Origin of the sequence: Streptomyces sp. Ac-502 (genome assembly GCF_045222935.1) — a bacterium.
GTDB lineage: Bacteria > Actinomycetota > Actinomycetes > Streptomycetales > Streptomycetaceae > Streptomyces > Streptomyces monomycini.
On sequence record NZ_JBHFFO010000001.1, the window covers coordinates 528038 to 546227 of the forward strand.

Consider the following 18190-nt stretch of genomic DNA (forward strand, 5'->3'; position numbering starts at 1 on the left):
TCCCTCAGATCCGGTAGCCGGCCTGGGCGACGGTCTCGATGAGCGGCGGGTCGCCCAGCTTGCGCCGCAGCCGGCTCACCGTCACCTTGACCGTGTTGGTGAACGGGTCGGCGGCCTCGTCCCAGGCCCGCTCCAGCAGCTCCTCGGCGGAGACCACCCGCCCGCCGGCCGCCAGCAGCAGTTCGAGCACCGCGAACTCCTTCGGACTGAGGTCGAGCCGGGTGCCCGCGCGCTGCGCGGTGCGCTTGCCCGGGTCCAGCTTGAGGTCGGCGTGGCACAGGACCGGGGGCAGCGCGGGCTGGTTGCGGCGGCCCAGCGCGCGGATCCGGGCGACCAGTTCGGCGAAGGCGAACGGCTTGGGCAGGTAGTCGTCGGCCCCGCTGGTCAGGCCCTCGACCCGGTCCTCGATCGTGGCGGCGGCGGTCAGCATCAGCACCCGCGCCGGGTAGCCCTCGGTGATCAGCGTCTGGCACACCTCGTCGCCGTGCAGGCCGGGCAGGTCGCGGTCGAGGACGACGACCTCGTACCGGTTGACCGCGGTGCGCTCCAGCGCGGCCGCCCCGTCCAGGGCGACGTCGACCGCCATGCCCTCCCGGCGCAGGCCGGCGGCCAGCGTCTCCGCGAGATCGCGATGATCCTCCACCACCAGAATCCGCATGGCCCCCACCGTCGGTTCGGCACCGTTGTCCGTGATCTTGCGCGGTGGGCGGTTACAGCGGCGTAAGGGCTGGTCGGGGGTTACAGACGCCTAACACCCGATGTTCCGCCGTGGTAACCGCCCGGTTGGTGAACTGGCTTCCAGACATCCAGCGTCCCAGAGGAGTTGACATGTCGGCACCGTCCGAAGAAGAAACACCACCCCGTAGGAAGCGCAGGCTGTTCGCCGTACCGCTGCTCATCGCGGCGCTGGCGGCCGGCGGGACCGTCCTGGCGGTCCAGACCTCGTCGTCCGCGGCCCCGGCCGCCTCGACGCGGTCCGTCGCCGACACGGCGCGGGAAGCGTCCTCGGCGTCCGCTTCGAGCGGTACGGGCAAGGCCGCCGGGGACTCGGCGACGCGGGAGCGGCAGGCCGAGGCCTTCACGCAGTGCATGAAGGACAACGGGATCAAGGACTTCCCGGGGATCACCGTCAAGGAGAACGGGCAGCTCCAGCTGAAGCCGGGGAGCGACATCAACCCGGTCTCCAAGGCGTACCGGGCCGCGGCCAAGGCCTGCGCGTCGAAACTGCCCTCGGACAGCAGCCTGCCGAAGGAGCCCGCGGCGGTGACGCCCGAGACTCCGGCGCTCGGTTTCACCTGCACCGAGGACTGCCCGGCGGTGCCCAAGGCACCGAGTCTGCCTTCCGAGTTCTGACCTTCCGGCGTCACGTCCAACCGCCTTCTTCGGGCGGTTGGACATTCTCGGTGTGCCCTTATTCCACGGAATCCGGCCTGTAACCGCGGCGTAACCGCACACCCGGCATCATGGAAGATTCGCACCACGCCCGCGAATTCCGGCCGTTGTTCGAACAACCGGCCCACATTCGGTTCGGCGAGCCCGGCGGCCGCCGAATTCGATGTCCTCCCCAGGGCCGCCGGAGACCACGCGGCCGCCCCGGCCGTCCCCCGTGCGCACGACGACCGGCCGGGGCGCCGCACCCCGGTCTCCGGCGGTCCGCCCCGCCGCCGGCCGGCCCGCACCACGGCCGGCCGGCGGCTCCACCGTCGATCCCGTCGTCCCGTCGCCCCCGCGCCAGGGAAACGTAACGTTTTCGTGGCAGAGCAGAACATTCGTACGGGGAGTAATCCCATAGGGTCGAGCGGTGATCGAACGTCGAAAAGGGGCACACGCCCGGGCCACCGCCGCCGCGGGCGGCCGATGGTCCGTCCTCAACCGGTGGTGGGCCGCCAACCGCCGCAGACTCCGGCTCCGCCGCCCGGCCTACCCACGCCCGGGACGCACCGGCTTCCGGCGCTGGGTGCCGTCCTGGCGCCAGACGCTGGGACTGGCGGGCTCCTGCTTCGGCGTACTGTCCATCCTTGTGGCGATCATGTACGCGCGCACCGAGATACCCGCCGACCTCAACGCCTTCGCCACCCAGCAGGACAACGTCTACTACTGGGCCGACGGTACCGAGATGGCCCGTACCGGCGACATCAACCGGCAGGACACCCCGCTCGACGCCGTCCCCGAACACGTCCGCTGGGCCGCGCTCGCCGCCGAGAACGAGACGTTCTACTCCGACAGCGGCATCTCGCCCACCGGCATCCTCCGGGCCGCCACCAGGATGGTGACCGGCGGCGACACCCAGGGCGGCTCCACCATCACCCAGCAGTACGTGAAGAACGCGTACCTCAACCAGGACCAGACCTTCACCCGCAAGCTCAGCGAGATGTTCATCGCGATCAAGCTCGACAACAAGATGACCAAGGACGAGATCCTTGAGCGGTATCTGAACACGAGCTGGTTCGGGCGCGGCACCTATGGCATCCAGCGCGCCGCGCACGCCTACTACGGCAAGGACGCCGCCCAGCTGAACGCCAGCGAGGGCGCGTTCCTCGCCTGCCTCCTCAAGGGCGCCGCGCTCTACGACCCGGCGCTCGGCGCCGAGCCCCGCGAGCGCGCCGTGGAGCGCTGGAACTGGGTGCTGGACCGAATGGTGGCCATCGGCAAGCTCTCCCCGGAGGAGCGAAGCCGTTACACCCGCTTCCCCGAGCCGCAGGCCCCGCCCAAGCCCGCCGGCCTGACCGGCCAGAACGGCTACCTCGTGGAGACCGCCCGGGCCTATGTCGGCGCGCACACCGACATCTCCGAGAAGGAGTTCGCCCTCGGCGGCTACCAGATCCACACCACCTTCGAAGCGCCCCGCATGACCGCGCTGACCAAGGCCGTCGAGTCCGTACGGACCAAGCTCGACCCGGGCCGACGTACCGCCGACCGCCACGCCCGCATCGGCGCGGCCTCGGTGACCACGGACGGGCGGATCGTGGCCCTGTACGGCGGTCCCGACTACCTCGAGCAGGGTTTCAACGACGCCAACTCCTCGGTGGTGCCGGCGGGCAGCGCCTTCACGCCGTTCGTCTACGCGGCGGCACTGCGTGACGGCGTCGAGCGCGAGCGCGGCAAGCCCCGTACCCCGATCACACCGGCCACGGTCTACGACGGCGACAACAAGATCACGCTGCGGACGCCGGAGGGCCCGTACTGGGACCGCGCGGGAAAGATCGCCAAGGCGGAGAACGACGGCGGCAGGTCCTGGGGCCGGATCCCCCTCAAGAGCGCGGTCGCGCAGTCCGTCAACAGCAGCATCATGCAACTGGGCATGGACGTGGGCCTGGAGCGGGTCGGCAAGGTGGGGGTGCAGACCGGGCTGTTGGAGAGCAGCCTCGGCGAGAAGCTGCCGTCCTTCGCCCTGGGCACCGCCACGCCCAGCGCGATCCGTATGGCCGACGCGTACGCCACGTTCGCGGGGCAGGGCAAGCACAGCGAGCCGTACTCGGTCGGCAAGCTCATGCGCAACGGCAGTGACGTGCCGGTCGAGAAGCCGGCCGCCGCGCAGGTGCTGCCGCAGAACGTGGCGGGCGCCGTGGACGACGCGCTGCGCGAGGCCGTCAGCCGGGGCTCGGCCACCGCGGCGAAGGCGGCGGGCCCGGGAGCGGCCGGCAAGACCGGCACCGAACAGGACAACAAGTCGGCGTGGTTCGTCGGCTACCGCGGCACCGTGTCGACCGCCGTCTCGCTCGCGCGCATCGACCCCAAGAGCCAGGAGCTGCTGCCACTGGACGGCATCGGCGGCCGGGCGAAGGGCGCGGTCGGCAGCCCGTACCCGATCGACATCTGGACGCGCTACATGACCGCCGTCCGGTAGGGGCGCGCACCGGGAAAGCCCCCGGCCCGCGATCCCTTCGGGGTGCGCGGGCCAGGGGCTTTCGTGACTTCTGGCGTACCGGTGGCCGTGGCCGGTAGCCGTGACCGGGCTACTTCACCACCGACGCCCAGTCCGTGATCTGCGCCGGGTCGAGTCCGCGCATCCGCTCCAGGACCGCCGGGTCCTGGGCGTCCAGCCAGTCGGCCACCTGCTTGAAGGTGACGCAGCGCACCCCGTCCCGTTTGCAGACCGACTTCACGAGGTCTTCGATGGCTTTCATGTAGATGCCGCCGTTCCAGTCCTCGAAGTGGTTGCCGATGAACAGCGGTGCCCGGCTCCCGTGGTAGACGCGGTTGAATCCGTTGAGGTAACCGTCCCGGGTCAGCTTCCGCCACTGCGCGTACTTCGCCGGGTCGCCCTTGGTGTTGTCACCGGACTGGTTGTAGAGGAAGTTGAAGTCCATGGACAGGACCTGCTTCTCGCTCTGCGGATAGGGCAGCAGCTGCAACGGGAAGTTCCAAATGCCGTTCTTCTTCGACGGCCATATCTGGAAGTCGCCGGGCGAGCTGGCGTCATAGCGCCAGCTGTATTCCTTAGCCGCGGTGAGCAGGTTCTCCTGGCCCTCCAGGCACGGCGCGCGCCCGCCCACCAGCTCCTTCTTGTAGTCGAAGGGCAGCGGGGGCAGGCTCGTGTAGCCGGTGTTCGTCTTCCAGTTCTGGACGAAGGAGTACGCCTGGTCGATCTCGCTCTTCCACTCCGCGACGCTCCAGTCGCCGCCGCCCTTGGCCCCGCAGAAATGGCCGTTGAAGTGGGTGCCGATCTCGTTGCCGTCCAGCCATGCGCCGCGGACCTGGCGCAGGGTGTCCTTGATGTGCTCGTTGGTCGCGTACGAAATCGCCGAAGCGCCCGGCTTGTGCTGCGGCGGCTTGTACATCGTCGCCTTCGCTTTCGGCAGGAGATACGTGCCGGTGAGGAAGAACGTCATCTTGGCGTTGTTCTCCTTGGCCACCTCCCGGAAATGCGAGAAGAGATGGTCGTCGCCCTCCAGCGCGCCGTCCCAGGAGAACACCACGAACTGCGGCGGCTTCTCGCCGGGCTTGAGCTTCATGGGCTTGGGCTGGTGGGGCTGGGGCCCGGTGTACGACGTCGAGCCGTCGCCGAGCACCTTGACCTTGCCGTCCCACTTCTCCTCGGGCTTCGGCTTCGGTGTCTCCTTGCCCTTGCCCTCCGGTGGGGCCGGCCTCGGCTGGGCGGCGTCCTGCGACGGCGCCGCCTTCGTGTCCCCACCCTGGTCGTCGGAGCCGCAGGCCGTCAGGCCGAGGGCGAGCGCCGCCACGGTGACCAGCGCCGGCGCGCCGAGCACGCTCTTCTTCGACATTTCCCTACCCCCTGGCACCAAAACACGTGTTCTGGCCCAAGTATCACAGAGGAGTCATGCCGCCCATCAGCCCCGTGCGCCCCGTATTGCGTCACACCGGGACCGTATTGCGTCACACCGTGGACCCGGCCGGTCCGCCGGGCCCACGGTCCGCCGTGCGGGCGGCAGCCGGGCGGCACGACGGGCCGCCCGGCCCCTGCCGTCAGGTGCGGTAGGCGTAGTAGACCGAGTCCGGGTAGGACGCGATGATGCTCGCCACCGACTTCCGGTAGGTGTTGGTCGAGTGGTACGTCAGGTACGGCACGCCGTAACTGCTGCGGTACGTCGTCATCATGGAGTGGTCCTTGGACCCGTCCCCGTCGAAGTCCATCTGCATGACGTCGCCGACGTCCATCTGGTAGACGTTCGCCAGGCTGGTCACGCGCTTGGAGTTCAGCGCGTACCAGGACCACTCGTTGGCCCCCACCCAGCTGTCGGACTGGTGGCTCGCGTCGTACCACCACTTGCGGTAGTCCGAGGCCGAGCCGCCCTCCGTCTTCCAGCCGCCCGTCTTCAGCGCCTGGCTGAGGAAGTTCGTGCAGTCGCCGCCGGCCGCGTTGAACTTGCGGTACTCGGGGTTGTAGTTCCGCCAGTACTTCTCCGAGTACGCGGCCATCGCGGCGTAGTCGAGACCGCCGGTCAGCTGCTTGCGGGGAGCCGGGCGCGCGGGCCGCGAGATACTGGCACGGGGCGCGTTGGGCATGGTGTCGCCGTCGTCCGCAACCGCCGCCGTCCGCAGCGTGGGGGCGTTGATCGCGCCGGGGCCCTCGTCCCGGGACCTGATCCCGGTCAGCTCCCAGGTACCGCCCGGGGCCGCGGTGAAGTCCATCTCGTGGCGGGCCTTGAAGCCGGTGGTGGCCGGCTCGTCACCGCGGATCTTCTTGTACGTGAGCGTGGTGCTCTCGGTGACCTCCACCGTGGCGTGCCGGCCGGTGAGCCGGGTGCTGTCCACGGTGACGCGGGTGTCGGCGGCGGTGTACGCCTCCCCCAGGTCGGCGAGCCGCTTCTTGCGGGCCCGCAGCGAGGACACCCCGGCGTCCTCGGTCCGCGCCAGGCGCGCCGACAGGCGCACCTGCTTGCGGGGCAGCTCGGCTATTCGGCCCGAGCGGTTGTCGAGCAGCGCCGCCGTCCGCTGTGTCAGTACGGCGTCGGCGGTGCGGCTGAAGGTCTGCGTCGTCGCCTGGTCCGCGGCGGCGCTCCGCGGCGCGGCGGCGGCGGACGAGGCGGGCAGGCACACGGCCACCGCGGCCACGGTGAGCACCGTGCCGACGGCGGTTCTGAGGATCGTTGATGTCACGAATTTTCCCCTTGTCACCCCGGCCCACCCGGGCCGGGCAGGGAATCTTTGCACAAAATGCCCATCAGTGGATCACTGGTCCGAAGAAGCCCGCGTCCACCGCCCGCCGCGTCCACCGCCCGCCAGGTCCGGCACGGCCGGCCGCATCGATCACGAATCGAGAAGCGCCGGCCCCCGTCCGCGGCTAGCGTCATGGCCATGGACGGCACCGTCCGTGCCGGAGAGACCGCGCAGGCGGAGTCCGTGAACGAGGGAGACCCGATGAGCAAGGCCGTACGACCGGAACCGCAGCCGCCTGCGCCGCACGTCGCCGACAGCCACGACCTGATCCGCGTGCACGGCGCGCGCGAGAACAACCTCAAGGACGTCAGCATCGAGATCCCGAAGCGCCGGCTGACGGTGTTCACGGGGGTCTCCGGCTCGGGCAAGAGTTCCCTGGTCTTCCACACCATCGCCGCCGAGTCGCAGCGGATGATCAACGAGACGTACAGCGCCTTCGTCCAGGGCTTCATGCCGACGCAGTCCCGGCCCGAGGTGGACGTGCTGGAGGGGCTGACCACCGCGATCATCGTCGACCAGCAGCGGCTGGGCGCCGACCCGCGCTCCACCGTCGGCACCGTCACCGACGCCAACGCGATGCTGCGCATCCTCTTCAGCCGGCTCGGGCTGCCGCACATCGGCTCGCCCGGCGCGTTCGCCTTCAACGTCCCCTCGGTCCGGGCCAGTGGCGCGATCACCGTCGAGCGCGGCAGCAAGAAGGCGGTGAAGGCCACCTTCAGCCGGACCGGTGGCATGTGCCCGCGCTGCGAGGGCCGGGGCACGGTCTCCGACATCGACCTCACCCAGCTCTACGACGACACGAAGTCGCTCGCCGAGGGCGCGTTCACCATCCCCGGCTGGAAGTCGGACAGTTTCTGGACCGTGCGGGTCTACGCCGAATCGGGTCTGCTCGACCCGCACAAGCCGATCCGCGACTTCACGGAGAAGGAGATGCGGGACTTCCTCCACCGGGAGCCGACCAAGGTCAAGGTCGAGGGCGTGAACCTCACCTACGAGGGGCTGCTCCCCAAGATCCAGAAGTCGTTCCTGTCCAAGGACCGGGAGGCGATGCAGCCGCACATCAGGGAGTTCGTGGACCGGGCGGTCACCTTCCAGACCTGCCCCGAGTGCGCCGGCACCCGGCTGAGCGAGGCGGCCCGGTCGTCGCGGATCGCCGGGACCAGCATCGCCGACGCCTGCGCGATGCAGATCAGCGACCTGGCCGCCTGGGTGAGCGGTCTCGCCGAGCCCTCGGTGGCACCGCTGCTCACCACGCTCCGGCACACCCTCGACTCGTTCGTGGAGATCGGTCTCGGCTACCTCTCGCTGGACCGGCCGGCGGGCACCCTGTCGGGCGGCGAGGCCCAGCGCGTCAAGATGATCCGCCACCTCGGCTCGTCGCTCACCGACACCACGTACGTCTTCGACGAGCCCACCACTGGCCTGCACCCGCACGACATCCAGCGGATGAACAACCTGCTGCTGCGGCTGCGGAACAAGGGCAACACGGTGCTCGTCGTGGAGCACAAGCCGGAGACGATCGCGATCGCCGACCACGTCGTCGAGCTGGGCCCCGGCGCCGGTACGGCGGGCGGCACGGTCTGCTTCGAGGGCACCGTCGAGGGACTGCGCGCCGCGGACACCGTCACCGGCCGTCACTTCGACGACCGGGCCGCCCTCAAGGAGACGGTGCGCAAGCCCACCGGCGCGCTGGAGATCCGCGGCACCACGCGGCACAACCTGCGGAACGTCGACGTGGACCTGCCGCTCGGGGTGCTGTGCGTGGTGACCGGCGTGGCGGGCTCCGGCAAGAGTTCGCTCGTGCACGGCTCGGTCCCGGCGGGCGCGGGGGTGGTGGCGGTCGACCAGGCGCCGATCCGCGGTTCGCGGCGGAGCAACCCGGCGACGTACACCGGGCTGCTCGACCCGGTCCGCAAGGCGTTCGCGAAGGCCAACGGCGTGAAGCCGGCGCTGTTCAGCGCCAACTCCGAGGGCGCCTGCCCGCACTGCGACGGCGCCGGGGTCGTCTACACCGACCTGGCGATGATGGCCGGCACCGCCTCCACCTGCGAGGAGTGCGAGGGCAAGCGCTACCGGCCGTCGGTGCTGGAGTACCACCTCGGCGGCCGCGACATCAGCGAGGTGCTGGCGATGCCGGTGACCGAGGCCGCGGAGTTCTTCGGCGCGGGTGAGGGGCGGACTCCGGCGGCCCAGCGCGTCCTGGCCCGGCTCGCGGACGTCGGGCTCGGATACCTCAGCCTCGGCCAGCCGCTGACCACCCTGTCCGGTGGCGAACGACAGCGGCTCAAGCTCGCCACGCACATGGGCGAGAAGGGCGGCGTGTACGTCCTGGACGAGCCGACCGCCGGGCTGCACCTCGCCGATGTCGAGCAACTGCTCGGCCTGCTCGACCGGCTGGTCGACTCCGGCAAGTCGGTGATCGTCGTCGAGCACCACCAGGCGGTCATGGCGCACGCCGACTGGATCGTCGACCTGGGCCCGGGCGCCGGCCACGACGGCGGCCGGATCGTCTTCGAGGGCACCCCGGCCGAGCTCGTCGCCACCCGTCCCACCCTCACCGGCGAGCACTTGGCTTCCTACGTCGGCGCCTGACCCGGTAGTTCGCATCTCGGCGGCGCGTCGGGCGGAACGTGCACCTCTCCGTCCGCCGCGCCGCTCCCCCGCGTACCCGGGGGTTCGGTGACGTCACCTCAGGGCAGCCGGTGCCAGAACTCCAGCGCGTGCTCCTCGGCGTAATCGACCGGCGCGATCCGGTCCGGCGCCAGGGACTGGGTGTACGGACGCGCGTCGGCGTTCCGGTAGGGGCGCCAGACCGGCAGGCGGGGCCCGTTGGGCGTGCCGGTGCGGGCGAAGGCGGCCCACTGGTCCGTCATGGTGGCCGAGAGCCACCGCTGCGCCGCCGTGAAGCGCCGCTGCGCCGCCGCCTCCTCGAACAGGTAGGGCGTGTCGCCCGCGTGATAGGCGCCGAAGTCGAACCGGCCCGGCAGGGGCAGGTACATGGGGGCGTCACGGTCGGCGAATTCGTAGGCGTACAGCGGGACTCGGCGTGCGAGCGCGGTGTGCTGCGCGTGCGTGCCGCGGGCCCACATCCGGTCGGTGACGACCGCCGACCAGGCGATGGCCGGGGAAGGGAACTGCGAGAGCGGGTACCGCGCGCGCACCCGCTCCGCGTTCCCGCCGAACGCGGTCGCGAGGCTCTGACCGTAATGCGCCTGCGTGAAGGGCTTGCCCACGGCGTCGTACTGCATGCCCACGAACGTCCGGTGTTCGTCGCGGGTCGCTCCGGAAAGCACCGGTACGTGTGGGAAGCGGCCCGCGCGCAGGGCCCGCGGCGGCAGTTCCGGCAGGGTCTCGTTACCGTAGGCGAAGGCCTGGAAGGCGTTCATGATGAACGGCACTTCGAGGATCTTCTTGACCGGCAGGGACCGTAGGCACCGCAGGGTCCGTGCGGGATCGTCCGCGGCGCAGCCGAGCGAGGAGGTCATCTCCGCACTGATGTCCTCCATCTCCCGGCCTCGGCGCCAGACGAACCACGGGTAGCCCGGCACTCCGGGCCCCATGGTCCCGGCCGGCATGTCCATCATGCCCTCACCGCTGGCCAGGACGGCCCGGTGGAACAGCCCCCGGGCGCCCGGCGAGGTGAGGTGCGCGGTGATGGCCGAGGCTCCGTACGAGGAGCCCGCCACCGTCACGTTGCCCGTGTCCCCGCCGAATGCGCCCGCGTTGCGCCGTACCCAGCGCAGCGCGGCCTGCTGGTCCTGGAGGGCGAAGGTCCCCGGCCCCTTGAGGCCCGGGTGGGCGAAGCCGCCGAAGATCCCCAGCCGGTAGTTGACCGTGACGACCACGAGGTCGCGGTCCGCGAGCCGACGCGCGTCGAAGAAACTGCCGCCGCCGACCGAGCCGTCCCCGTGAATCCACACCAGTACGGGAGCGCGCCCCCGTACACGGGCGGGCGCGGTGACGTTGAGAACCAGGCAGTCCTCCTCCTCGCTGGACACCTGCGCGTACGGGGAGGGGACCTGCGGACACAGCGGCCCCGGCCGGGTCGCGTCCCGGACCCCGCGCCAGGGCGCCACCGGGCGGGGAGCGGCCCAGCGGTACGCGCCCTTCGGCGGCCCGGCGTACGGGATGCCCTGGAAGAGCCGGTGCCGGGCGGTGCGGACGCCCCGTACCCGGCCGGTGTCGGTCCATACGGTGACGTGGTCCTGTCCGGCACCGGGCCCCGGCCGCACGGCGACCGGTGCGGCCGGGGCCGCGGCTCCCGCGCACAGCAGGGCCACGACCGCCGCGGCGCCGGCCTTCCTTCCCAGTCCTCTGCGACTCCTCATGAGCGGTCTCCTCCCGGAAATGGCGCGGGGCCGCGCGGCCGCGGCATGCGCCGGTCGTGGAGGAAACAGCGGTGGCGGGCCGGCGGACACGGCCGCCCCACGCACCCCTCGTCCGGGCCTGGGGTGCCCTTCTGCCGCTCAGTCCGACGCCGTACGGAGCCAGGCCGTGGTCCACGGCGGCAGCGCGTCGCCCGGCACAGGCGCGGAGGACAGCAGCAGCGTGCCGCCGGGCATCGTCTGCGGGGTGTCGGACAGGTTCGTCAGACAGCGCCAGCCACCCGAGCGGCGGAAGTGCAACAGCCCTTCGGCGGCCGCGTCCGGCCCGCTGACCCACTCCAGGGCCTCGTCGACGAGCAGTTCGCGGCGCAGGCGCAGTGCGGCGCGGTACAGCTCCAGGGTTGATGCGGGATCGCCTTCCTGTGCCTCGACGGACAGTTCGCCCCAGTACGACGGCTGCGGCAACCAGGCACCGCCGCCACCGAAGCCGTACGAGCTGCCGCCGCGCCGCCAGGGCAGCGGCACCCGACAGCCGTCCCGGCCCTTCGACCGGCCCTGACTACGGGTCCACACCGGGTCCTGGAGGACGGCACGGTCGAGGTCGGCCACCTCGGGCAGGCCCAGTTCCTCACCCTGGTAGACGTAGGCCGCGCCGGGCAGCGCCAGCATCAGGAGGGTCGCGGCGAGGGCGCGGCGCAGCCCGTATGCGCGGTCGAGGGCGGGCGCCAGGCCGTCGGACAGCAGCCACGCCTCCTCGTCGCAGCCGTCGGGCAGGCCGTGCCGGGAGGCGTGCCGGATCACGTCGTGGTTGGAGAGCACCCAGGTCGCGGTGGCCCCGGCCGCGCGGGCGTCGGTGAGCGCGGTGTCGATGGAGGCGCGCACCTCGCCGGCGTGCAAGGACGCCGTGAGGAAGTCGAAGTTGAAGGCCTGGCCGAGTTCTTGCGGGGTGGCGTAGGCGGTGCGGCGGGAGTTGCGCACCCAGGCCTCGGCGACCCCGATGCGCGGCGGGTCGTACTCGTTGAAGACCTTGCGCCAGTCACGGAAGATCCTGTGCACCTCGTCCCGGTCCCAGAAGGGGTGGCTGCCGTCCTCGGGCAGGTCGTCCGGTTCGTACGCCTCGACGCTGCCGATGTCGCGGAGCGGCGCGGCCAGGTCCTTGGCCAGGCCGTGGGCCACGTCGACGCGGAAGCCGTCCACCCCGCGGTCGGCCCAGAAGCGCAGCGTCGTACGGAACTCGGCGCGCACCTCGGGGTGGTCCCAGTTGAAGTCGGGCTGCTGCGGGGCGAAGAGGTGGAGGTACCACCAGCCGTCGGGCAGCCGGGTCCAGGCGGGTCCGCCGAAGCAGGAGACCCAGTCGGTGGGCGGCAGCGCGCCGCGCTCGCCCGTGCCCTCGCGGAAGACGTACCGTTCCCGCGCGGCGGACCCGGGAGCGGACCGGAGCGCCTCCTGGAACCAACGGTGCTGATCCGAGGAGTGGTTGGGCACGATGTCGACCATGACCTTCAGACCCAGCCGGTGCGCCTCGCCGACCATCGTGTCGAAGTCGGCGAGGGTGCCCAGGCGCGGGTCGACGTCGCGGTAGTCGGCGACGTCGTAGCCGCCGTCGGCGAGTGGGGAGGGGTAGAAGGGGCTGAGCCAGACGGCGTCCACCCCCAGGTCGGCGAGGTGGCCGAGCCGGGAGGTGACGCCGGGCAGATCGCCGACGCCGTCGCCGTCGGAGTCGGCGAAACTGCGCGGGTAGACCTGGTAGACGACGGCCTGCCGCCACCAGTCGCGGGTGTCGCGGCCCATGCCTCCGGCAGAGTGCTGTGCGCTCATGTGGCTGCCTTTCGGTTCGCGGTACGGTCCGCTCCCCTCACGCCGCGGAGGACGCGGCGCGGAGCACGGCGATCACCTCGTCGTCACCGACCTGGCGGAAGTCGTCGTACCACTCGCCGACCGCACGGAAGTGGTCCGGCTGGTGCAGGACGAGCACACGGTCGGCCTCCCCGGACAGTTCCATGACGGCGTCGCGGGAACCGACCGGTGCGGCGAGCGCCAGGTGCGCGGGCTGCCGACGGCGCAGGTGCCGCAGGGCCGCGAGGGCGGTCAGGCCGGTCGCCAGGCCGTCGTCCACGAGGAGTACGGTCCGCCCGGTGATGCGGGGTTCGGGGCAGCCCTCGCGGTACAGGTCCTCCCGCCGGTGCAGTTCGGCGCGTTCGCGGGCGACGGAGGGGGCGAGCGCGTCCTCGGCCAGGCCCAGGAACCGCAGGGCCCGGTGGTCGAAGACGGGCTGTTCCTCGGCGGCGATGGCGCCAATACCGGTCTCGGGCGAACCGGGCACGCCGATCTTGCGGGCCACCAGCACGTCGAGGTCCGCCCGGAACTCCTGGGCGACCGCGGCGGCAACGGGCACACCGCCGCGCGGCAGGGCCAGGACGAGCGGGTCGGCCGCGCCGTACGGCCATGTCGCGGTGTCGGGTGCTCCGGACGAGGTGGATGAGATGGATGAGGCGGACGTGTCTGATGTGCCGGTTGGACCGGCTCCGGTGTCGGTCGGCGCGCGCAGCCACTGGGCGAGAGCCCGGCCCGCGTGCCGGCGGTCGGTGAAGCGCATGCATGCTCCTTGTCCTCGGGCGCCGAGGGGACTTCGGGGCGTACCGCGGCGACCGGGACAAGCCGCCTCTGCCTGCCACCAGGGTGATCAAAAGTGCTTGCGGGCAGGGTTTCGGCCGGATAGACAGTACCGCTGTACCTCGCCATGAAGGGTGCGGGGACACGACACCGAAAGGCGGGGTGAGCCCATGATCCCCATGATCGTCGCGCTGGTGTCCTCCCGGAGTACGGACCGCGTCTGACCCCGGAGCGGACGAGCGCCTTCACCGGAGCGTGCCTCGACCGTGCATATGAATGATGCGAACGACCTGACCCTGCGCCCGATCACCGGGCGCGACGAACTCGCCCTCTTCCGCCGGCTGCCGTACGCCCTCGACGACGAACTGGCGGACGACCTCGCCGCCGGCCGCCGGCGTCCGGAATGGATGTGGGTCGCCCTGCGCGGCGACCGCCTGCTGGCCAGGGTGGCCTGGTGGTGCCGGTCGGCCGGCGACCCACCGCAGCTCCTGGACATCGTCGACATCGAGGACGGTGCCGCGGAACGCGACCACGTGGACATCGGAGTGCGGCTTCTGCGCACCGCGATGGCCGCCACCCTCCCGGGCGGGCCACGCCCCGCCGATGGCAGTCCCGTCGAATACAGCCGTTTCGTCCCGCCGCACTGGCGCGAGGACCCGGCGACCAGGCAAGCCGTCGAAGACCGTATGGCCGTACTGGAACGGACCGGTGCCCGGCTCTTCGTCGAACGGCTGCGCCTGGAATGGCGTCCGGAATCGCCGCTCCCCGAGCCCGGGAAGCGCCTCGCTTTCCGGCCGGTCCACGACGCCGAGGAACTTGTCGCCCTGATGGTCTCGGCCCTGGACGGGACGCTGGACGCCCACGGACGTGACGACCTGACCCGGATGTCCGTACGGGAAGCGGCCGTCCGGCACTACGAGGACGAGTTGGCGCGCTACCCGAGCCCCCGGGACTGGTGGCGCGTCGCGACCCTGCCCGGCGGCGAGCCGGTGGGCTTCGTCGTCCCGGCCCGCAACGCCTACAACCCGATCAACGCCTACATCGCGGTCCTGCCCGCACACCGCGGCAACGGCTACATCGACGCCGTCCTCGCCGAGGGCACCCGCGTCCTCGCCGAGCAGCACGTCCCCCGTGTCCGCGCGTCCACCGACCTCGGCAACGTCCCGATGGCGAACGCCTTCCGGCGCGCCGGTTACCGCGACTTCGAGCGGGAGATCAAGATGACCTGGAGCTGACCCGGTACGGGCGGGGCCACACGGATGCCGTCGCCCCCGCCCCGCCCCGCCCCGCCCCGCGAAGAATGACTTCGGCTCCCTGACCACCCCTCAGCCCGCCCTCGGGGTACTACCAGGGATGTCCCGGATGAACGGCAGGCCGACCGTCACGACCCTTGAAGCATGACGACAACAGCACAGCGCTCCCTCCTCTTCGGCCCCCTTCTGTTCGGCGCCTACGGTGTGATCCGTCTCCTCGACGGGCTCGACGGTGTCAGGGGGCCGGGGCTCGCCTGGACGGCAGGGCACCTGTGCTTTCTGGTCGGCCTCGTCTTCTTCGCTCAGGGATTCGCCGCCCTGCGGAAGGCCGCGGGGAGCGACCTGTGGTCGTCGGCGGGATTCTGGACCGGCGGCGCGGGAGCCGTCGCGCTCGCGGTGCAGTTCAGCGTCGACATCACGACGGGACTGATGGCGGACAGCCATACGGAGATGGCCAGGCTGACGGGCGACTTCCAGTCCGTACCGGGCGTCGAGCTCGCCTTCTACACCGTCGGCCCGCTGCTCTTCTTCGTGGGCCAGCTGCTGCTCACCGGCCGGCTGGCCACCCTGCGTACCCTCGCGCCGTGGGCGCCGGTCCTCGTCCTCGTCACCTCCCTGCTCACCTTCACCTTCAAGGACCTGATCCCGCTCGGTGCCGTACTGCTTCTGCTGTCCTGCTCCCCGCTGTGGCGGACCGGCGTCTCCCGCCCTGCGGCCGTGCCCTCCTTGCGCGCGCGAGCCTGAGGCGGTGGCCCACCGGTCCGGGACGCCGCCGCGCAGAGCTTCCACTGCCGGGGCGGCACCCACACCAACGGCGCCGGCATGGTGATGGCCTTCAACCCGGACGAGATGCACGACGGCTGGTCCGCGACCGACCTGGGATACCGGTACCGGATCATGCACATCGGCCCGTCCGTGGTCAGCGACATGATCAGCGACGCCATCGAGGGCCGCACCGGCGCGCTGCCGCTCTTCCCCGACCCCGTACCGACCGACCGCGCGCTCACCGACGCCCTCGCCCGGCTGCACGCCGCGCTCGTCGGCTCCGCCAGTCCGCTCGTCCGCCACGAGCGGCTGACCGCCGCCGTCACCGCCACGGCCCGCCGCGGCGCGTCCAGGACGGCGCCGCCCGTACGGGCCCGGACACCGACCGACCGCCGCCCGCCGCCAAGCGGCCCACCGGGCCCGGGACGTGCTGGACGAGGCCTTCCTGGAGCCGATGACCGCGGAGCAGCTGGCGGCGGCCGCCGGATGCAGCCGGTTCGCCCTCTACCGGGCGTACCGCGCCGAGTTCGGTCTTACGCCGAGCGACTACCAGCGGCAGTTACGGCTGCGGCACGCGCGTACGCTGCTCAGGTCCGGTGCCGCGCCGGTTGACGCGGCCTCGGCCACCGGCTTCGCCGACCGGGCGCACTTCAGCCGCTGGTTCCAGCGTGTGTACGGCATCACGCCCGGCACTTTTCGCCGAGCCTGAGGTGCCGCGCGTGACGGGCCGCCCGACCGCGCCCGGGCGGGCTTGAGCAGGGCGTGAGCAGACTCTGACCGGGGCCTGGCGGCGTCCGGCCTGCCACCGGGACCGGTCTGATGAACTGGCGGCATGACGCCACTGCTGCCCCGCCTCCTCCGGGCGCTCGACCGGTTCAACGCCGCGCGTCCCTGGGACCACAACGCCTACTTCCACCCGTGGATCCTGCGGCAGCTTCCCCGGCGCTTCGACAGCGCTCTGGACGTCGGCTCCGGCAGCGGTGACCTGGCCAGGCTGCTGGCCACCCGGGCCGCCACAGTGCACGGCATCGACCCCGACCCGGCGATCGTCGCCCGCGCGCGGGAGCTGGCTCCACCCGCGAACCCGAATCCGAACACGAACCCGAACGCGCCCACCGTGACCTTCACGGTCGCCGACGCGCTCACCGGCATCCCGGGCGGCGCCTACGACGTCATCACCTGCGTCGCCGTCCTCCACCACCTGCCACTCGCCGACGCGCTCGCCGTCTTGCGCGACCACCTGGCCCCCGGCGGCACCCTGGTCGTCGTCGGCCTGGCCCGTCAGCAGACGCCCGTGGACCACCTGCTCGCCGCCGTGTCCTCCCCGCTCAACGCCGCCACCGGCTGGCTCAAGCACCACGGCCGTACGTCGCCCGCACCCCGGCCGGTCGCGATGACCGCCCTGACCCGCCCCGCCGACACCGGCTTCGCCACCGTCGCCCGCGAGGCCCGCCGCATCCTGCCCGGCGCCCGCCTGCGCCGTCGGCTGTTCTGGCGGTACACGCTCGTATGGCGCGACCGTCCGCACGGCCGTGTCCGGATGTGACAGGTAATCGTCATTGCGGTCGCCGACGGCAGCGGTGAGGATCGCTTCATGCCCACTGCGCACCGTGTCGTCATCGCGGTCTTCCCCGATGTCGATCTTCTCGACGTCACCGGCCCGGCCGAGGTCTTCGCGCTGGCCAACCGGGAGACCGGAGGCCGCGCCGGCTACCAGGTGCGCCTCGCCGGGCCGGCCGCCGGCACGGTCCGTACGTCGGCGGGTGTGCGGCTGCTCGCCGACGTGGCCTTCGCGGACGTCGGCGAGCAGGTGGACACCCTGGTCGTACCGGGCGCGGTCGACATGACCGACGACGGCCCGGTGGCCCGTACCGATCCCGCTGTCGTGGCGTGGGTGCGGGAGACCGCCCCGTACGCCCGGCGGGTCGCCTCGGTGTGTGTGGGCGCGCATCTGCTGGCCGCGGCCGGGCTGCTGGGCGGGAAAAGGGCGACCACCCACTGGTCGACCGCCGCCCAGCTCGCCGCCGACCACCCGGACGTCGTGGTCGACCCGGACCCGGTCTTCGTCCGTTCCGACTGCGGCCGGCTGTGGACCGGGGCCGGGATCAGCGCCTGTCTGGATCTCGCGCTGGCCCTGGTGGCCGAGGACCTGGGCGAGCAGACGGCCCTGGCGGTCGCCCGGCAGCTCGTGATGTACCTCAAACGGCAGGGCGGCCAGAGCCAGTTCTCCGTACCGCTCAGCCGTCCCGCCGCCGAGCGCCGGGACATCGACGAGCTACGGCTGTGGATCTCCGACCACCTCGACGCGGATCTGTCCGCACCGGCCCTGGCCGCCCGGATGTGCCTGAGCGAACGGCACTTCGCCCGCGTCTTCAAACAGGAGACGGGCAGCAGTCCCGCCGCTTACGTCGAAGCGGCCCGTGTCGAACTGGCCCGGCGCCTGCTGGAGACCACCAGCTGCCCGCTCGACCAGGTCGCGGCCGCTGCCGGACTCGGTTCGGCGGAGACCTTGCACCGGGCGTTCAGGCGGCAGCTCGCCACCACCCCGGCGGCCTACCGCCGCCGCTTCCGTACCCGGGCCGGCTGATCCGCCGCACCACCGGCACACCCACC

Annotated in this window: 14 protein-coding genes and 1 pseudogene; 9 read left to right on the top strand and 6 right to left on the bottom strand. The window is 71.7% G+C overall.

The window, feature by feature from the left end:
• Positions 1–4 precede the first annotated feature (4 nt).
• On the bottom strand, positions 5–658 hold the full coding sequence (locus ACEXOX_RS02470; RefSeq protein WP_406518798.1) for a response regulator transcription factor: 654 nt from the start codon (positions 656–658) through the stop codon (positions 5–7).
• Between the two features lie 170 nt (positions 659–828).
• Here ACEXOX_RS02470 and ACEXOX_RS02475 point away from each other — a divergent pair, with 170 nt between their 5' ends.
• Positions 829–1353, top strand: a complete 525-nt coding sequence (locus ACEXOX_RS02475) for a hypothetical protein (RefSeq protein ID WP_406518800.1) — start codon at positions 829–831, stop codon at positions 1351–1353.
• Between the two features lie 448 nt (positions 1354–1801).
• Positions 1802–3847: a transglycosylase domain-containing protein gene (locus tag ACEXOX_RS02480; protein ID WP_406518802.1), complete on the top strand. Its 2046-nt coding sequence runs from the start codon at positions 1802–1804 to the stop codon at positions 3845–3847.
• 109 nt (positions 3848–3956) lie between these two features.
• On the opposite strand, the gene ACEXOX_RS02485 is transcribed toward ACEXOX_RS02480, so the two are convergent.
• Complete coding sequence (locus tag ACEXOX_RS02485) at positions 3957–5225, bottom strand: hypothetical protein (protein ID WP_406518803.1); 1269 nt, start codon at positions 5223–5225, stop codon at positions 3957–3959.
• A gap of 202 nt (positions 5226–5427) precedes the next feature.
• Entirely contained in the window at positions 5428–6561 is a 1134-nt protein-coding gene (locus tag ACEXOX_RS02490; RefSeq protein ID WP_406518805.1) for an amidase domain-containing protein, read from the bottom strand.
• A 261-nt stretch (positions 6562–6822) separates the two neighbouring features.
• On the opposite strand from ACEXOX_RS02490, the gene ACEXOX_RS02495 reads away from it, so the two are divergent.
• Entirely contained in the window at positions 6823–9213 is a 2391-nt protein-coding gene (locus ACEXOX_RS02495; protein ID WP_406526200.1) for an ATP-binding cassette domain-containing protein, read from the top strand.
• A gap of 98 nt (positions 9214–9311) precedes the next feature.
• Here the strand turns inward: ACEXOX_RS02495 and ACEXOX_RS02500 are convergent, their stop codons facing one another.
• From ACEXOX_RS02500 to ACEXOX_RS02510, 3 genes are all read right to left on the bottom strand, one after another.
• Positions 9312–10949, bottom strand: a complete 1638-nt coding sequence (locus ACEXOX_RS02500; RefSeq protein ID WP_406518806.1) for a carboxylesterase/lipase family protein — start codon at positions 10947–10949, stop codon at positions 9312–9314.
• A 138-nt stretch (positions 10950–11087) separates the two neighbouring features.
• Positions 11088–12764, bottom strand: a complete 1677-nt coding sequence (locus ACEXOX_RS02505) for a glycoside hydrolase family 13 protein (RefSeq protein WP_406518808.1) — start codon at positions 12762–12764, stop codon at positions 11088–11090.
• A 37-nt stretch (positions 12765–12801) separates the two neighbouring features.
• Complete coding sequence (locus ACEXOX_RS02510) at positions 12802–13542, bottom strand: phosphoribosyltransferase (protein WP_406518810.1); 741 nt, start codon at positions 13540–13542, stop codon at positions 12802–12804.
• Between the two features lie 289 nt (positions 13543–13831).
• On the opposite strand from ACEXOX_RS02510, the gene ACEXOX_RS02515 reads away from it, so the two are divergent.
• From ACEXOX_RS02515 to ACEXOX_RS02540, 6 genes and pseudogenes are all read left to right on the top strand, one after another.
• Positions 13832–14794, top strand: a complete 963-nt coding sequence (locus ACEXOX_RS02515; protein ID WP_406518812.1) for a GNAT family N-acetyltransferase — start codon at positions 13832–13834, stop codon at positions 14792–14794.
• A gap of 162 nt (positions 14795–14956) precedes the next feature.
• Positions 14957–15556, top strand: a complete 600-nt coding sequence (locus ACEXOX_RS02520) for a hypothetical protein (protein ID WP_406518814.1) — start codon at positions 14957–14959, stop codon at positions 15554–15556.
• Between the two features lie 84 nt (positions 15557–15640).
• Positions 15641–15835, top strand: a pseudogene (locus ACEXOX_RS02525) (AraC family ligand binding domain-containing protein); the annotation flags it as partial.
• A 196-nt stretch (positions 15836–16031) separates the two neighbouring features.
• The gene (locus tag ACEXOX_RS02530; protein ID WP_406518816.1) at positions 16032–16286 is read left to right on the top strand and encodes a helix-turn-helix transcriptional regulator; all 255 of its coding nucleotides are present in this window, start codon (positions 16032–16034) and stop codon (positions 16284–16286) included.
• A 123-nt stretch (positions 16287–16409) separates the two neighbouring features.
• A complete protein-coding gene (locus ACEXOX_RS02535; RefSeq protein ID WP_406518818.1) occupies positions 16410–17123 on the top strand; it encodes a class I SAM-dependent methyltransferase in 714 nt (237 codons plus the stop codon).
• A gap of 48 nt (positions 17124–17171) precedes the next feature.
• The gene (locus ACEXOX_RS02540) at positions 17172–18164 is read left to right on the top strand and encodes a GlxA family transcriptional regulator (RefSeq protein WP_406518819.1); all 993 of its coding nucleotides are present in this window, start codon (positions 17172–17174) and stop codon (positions 18162–18164) included.
• Positions 18165–18190: the final 26 nt, after the last annotated feature.

Coding starts and splice junctions, on each gene's coding strand:
- ACEXOX_RS02485 (WP_406518803.1), bottom strand. CDS start 5,225: ATGTCGAAGAAGAGCGTGCTCGGCGCGCCGGCGCTGGTCACCGTGGCG.
- ACEXOX_RS02530 (WP_406518816.1), top strand. CDS start 16,032: ATGACCGCGGAGCAGCTGGCGGCGGCCGCCGGATGCAGCCGGTTCGCC.
- ACEXOX_RS02505 (WP_406518808.1), bottom strand. CDS start 12,764: ATGAGCGCACAGCACTCTGCCGGAGGCATGGGCCGCGACACCCGCGAC.
- ACEXOX_RS02535 (WP_406518818.1), top strand. CDS start 16,410: ATGACGCCACTGCTGCCCCGCCTCCTCCGGGCGCTCGACCGGTTCAAC.
- ACEXOX_RS02475 (WP_406518800.1), top strand. CDS start 829: ATGTCGGCACCGTCCGAAGAAGAAACACCACCCCGTAGGAAGCGCAGG.
- ACEXOX_RS02510 (WP_406518810.1), bottom strand. CDS start 13,542: ATGCGCTTCACCGACCGCCGGCACGCGGGCCGGGCTCTCGCCCAGTGG.
- ACEXOX_RS02500 (WP_406518806.1), bottom strand. CDS start 10,949: ATGAGGAGTCGCAGAGGACTGGGAAGGAAGGCCGGCGCCGCGGCGGTC.
- ACEXOX_RS02470 (WP_406518798.1), bottom strand. CDS start 658: ATGCGGATTCTGGTGGTGGAGGATCATCGCGATCTCGCGGAGACGCTG.
- ACEXOX_RS02520 (WP_406518814.1), top strand. CDS start 14,957: ATGACGACAACAGCACAGCGCTCCCTCCTCTTCGGCCCCCTTCTGTTC.
- ACEXOX_RS02495 (WP_406526200.1), top strand. CDS start 6,823: ATGAGCAAGGCCGTACGACCGGAACCGCAGCCGCCTGCGCCGCACGTC.
- ACEXOX_RS02540 (WP_406518819.1), top strand. CDS start 17,172: ATGCCCACTGCGCACCGTGTCGTCATCGCGGTCTTCCCCGATGTCGAT.
- ACEXOX_RS02515 (WP_406518812.1), top strand. CDS start 13,832: ATGAATGATGCGAACGACCTGACCCTGCGCCCGATCACCGGGCGCGAC.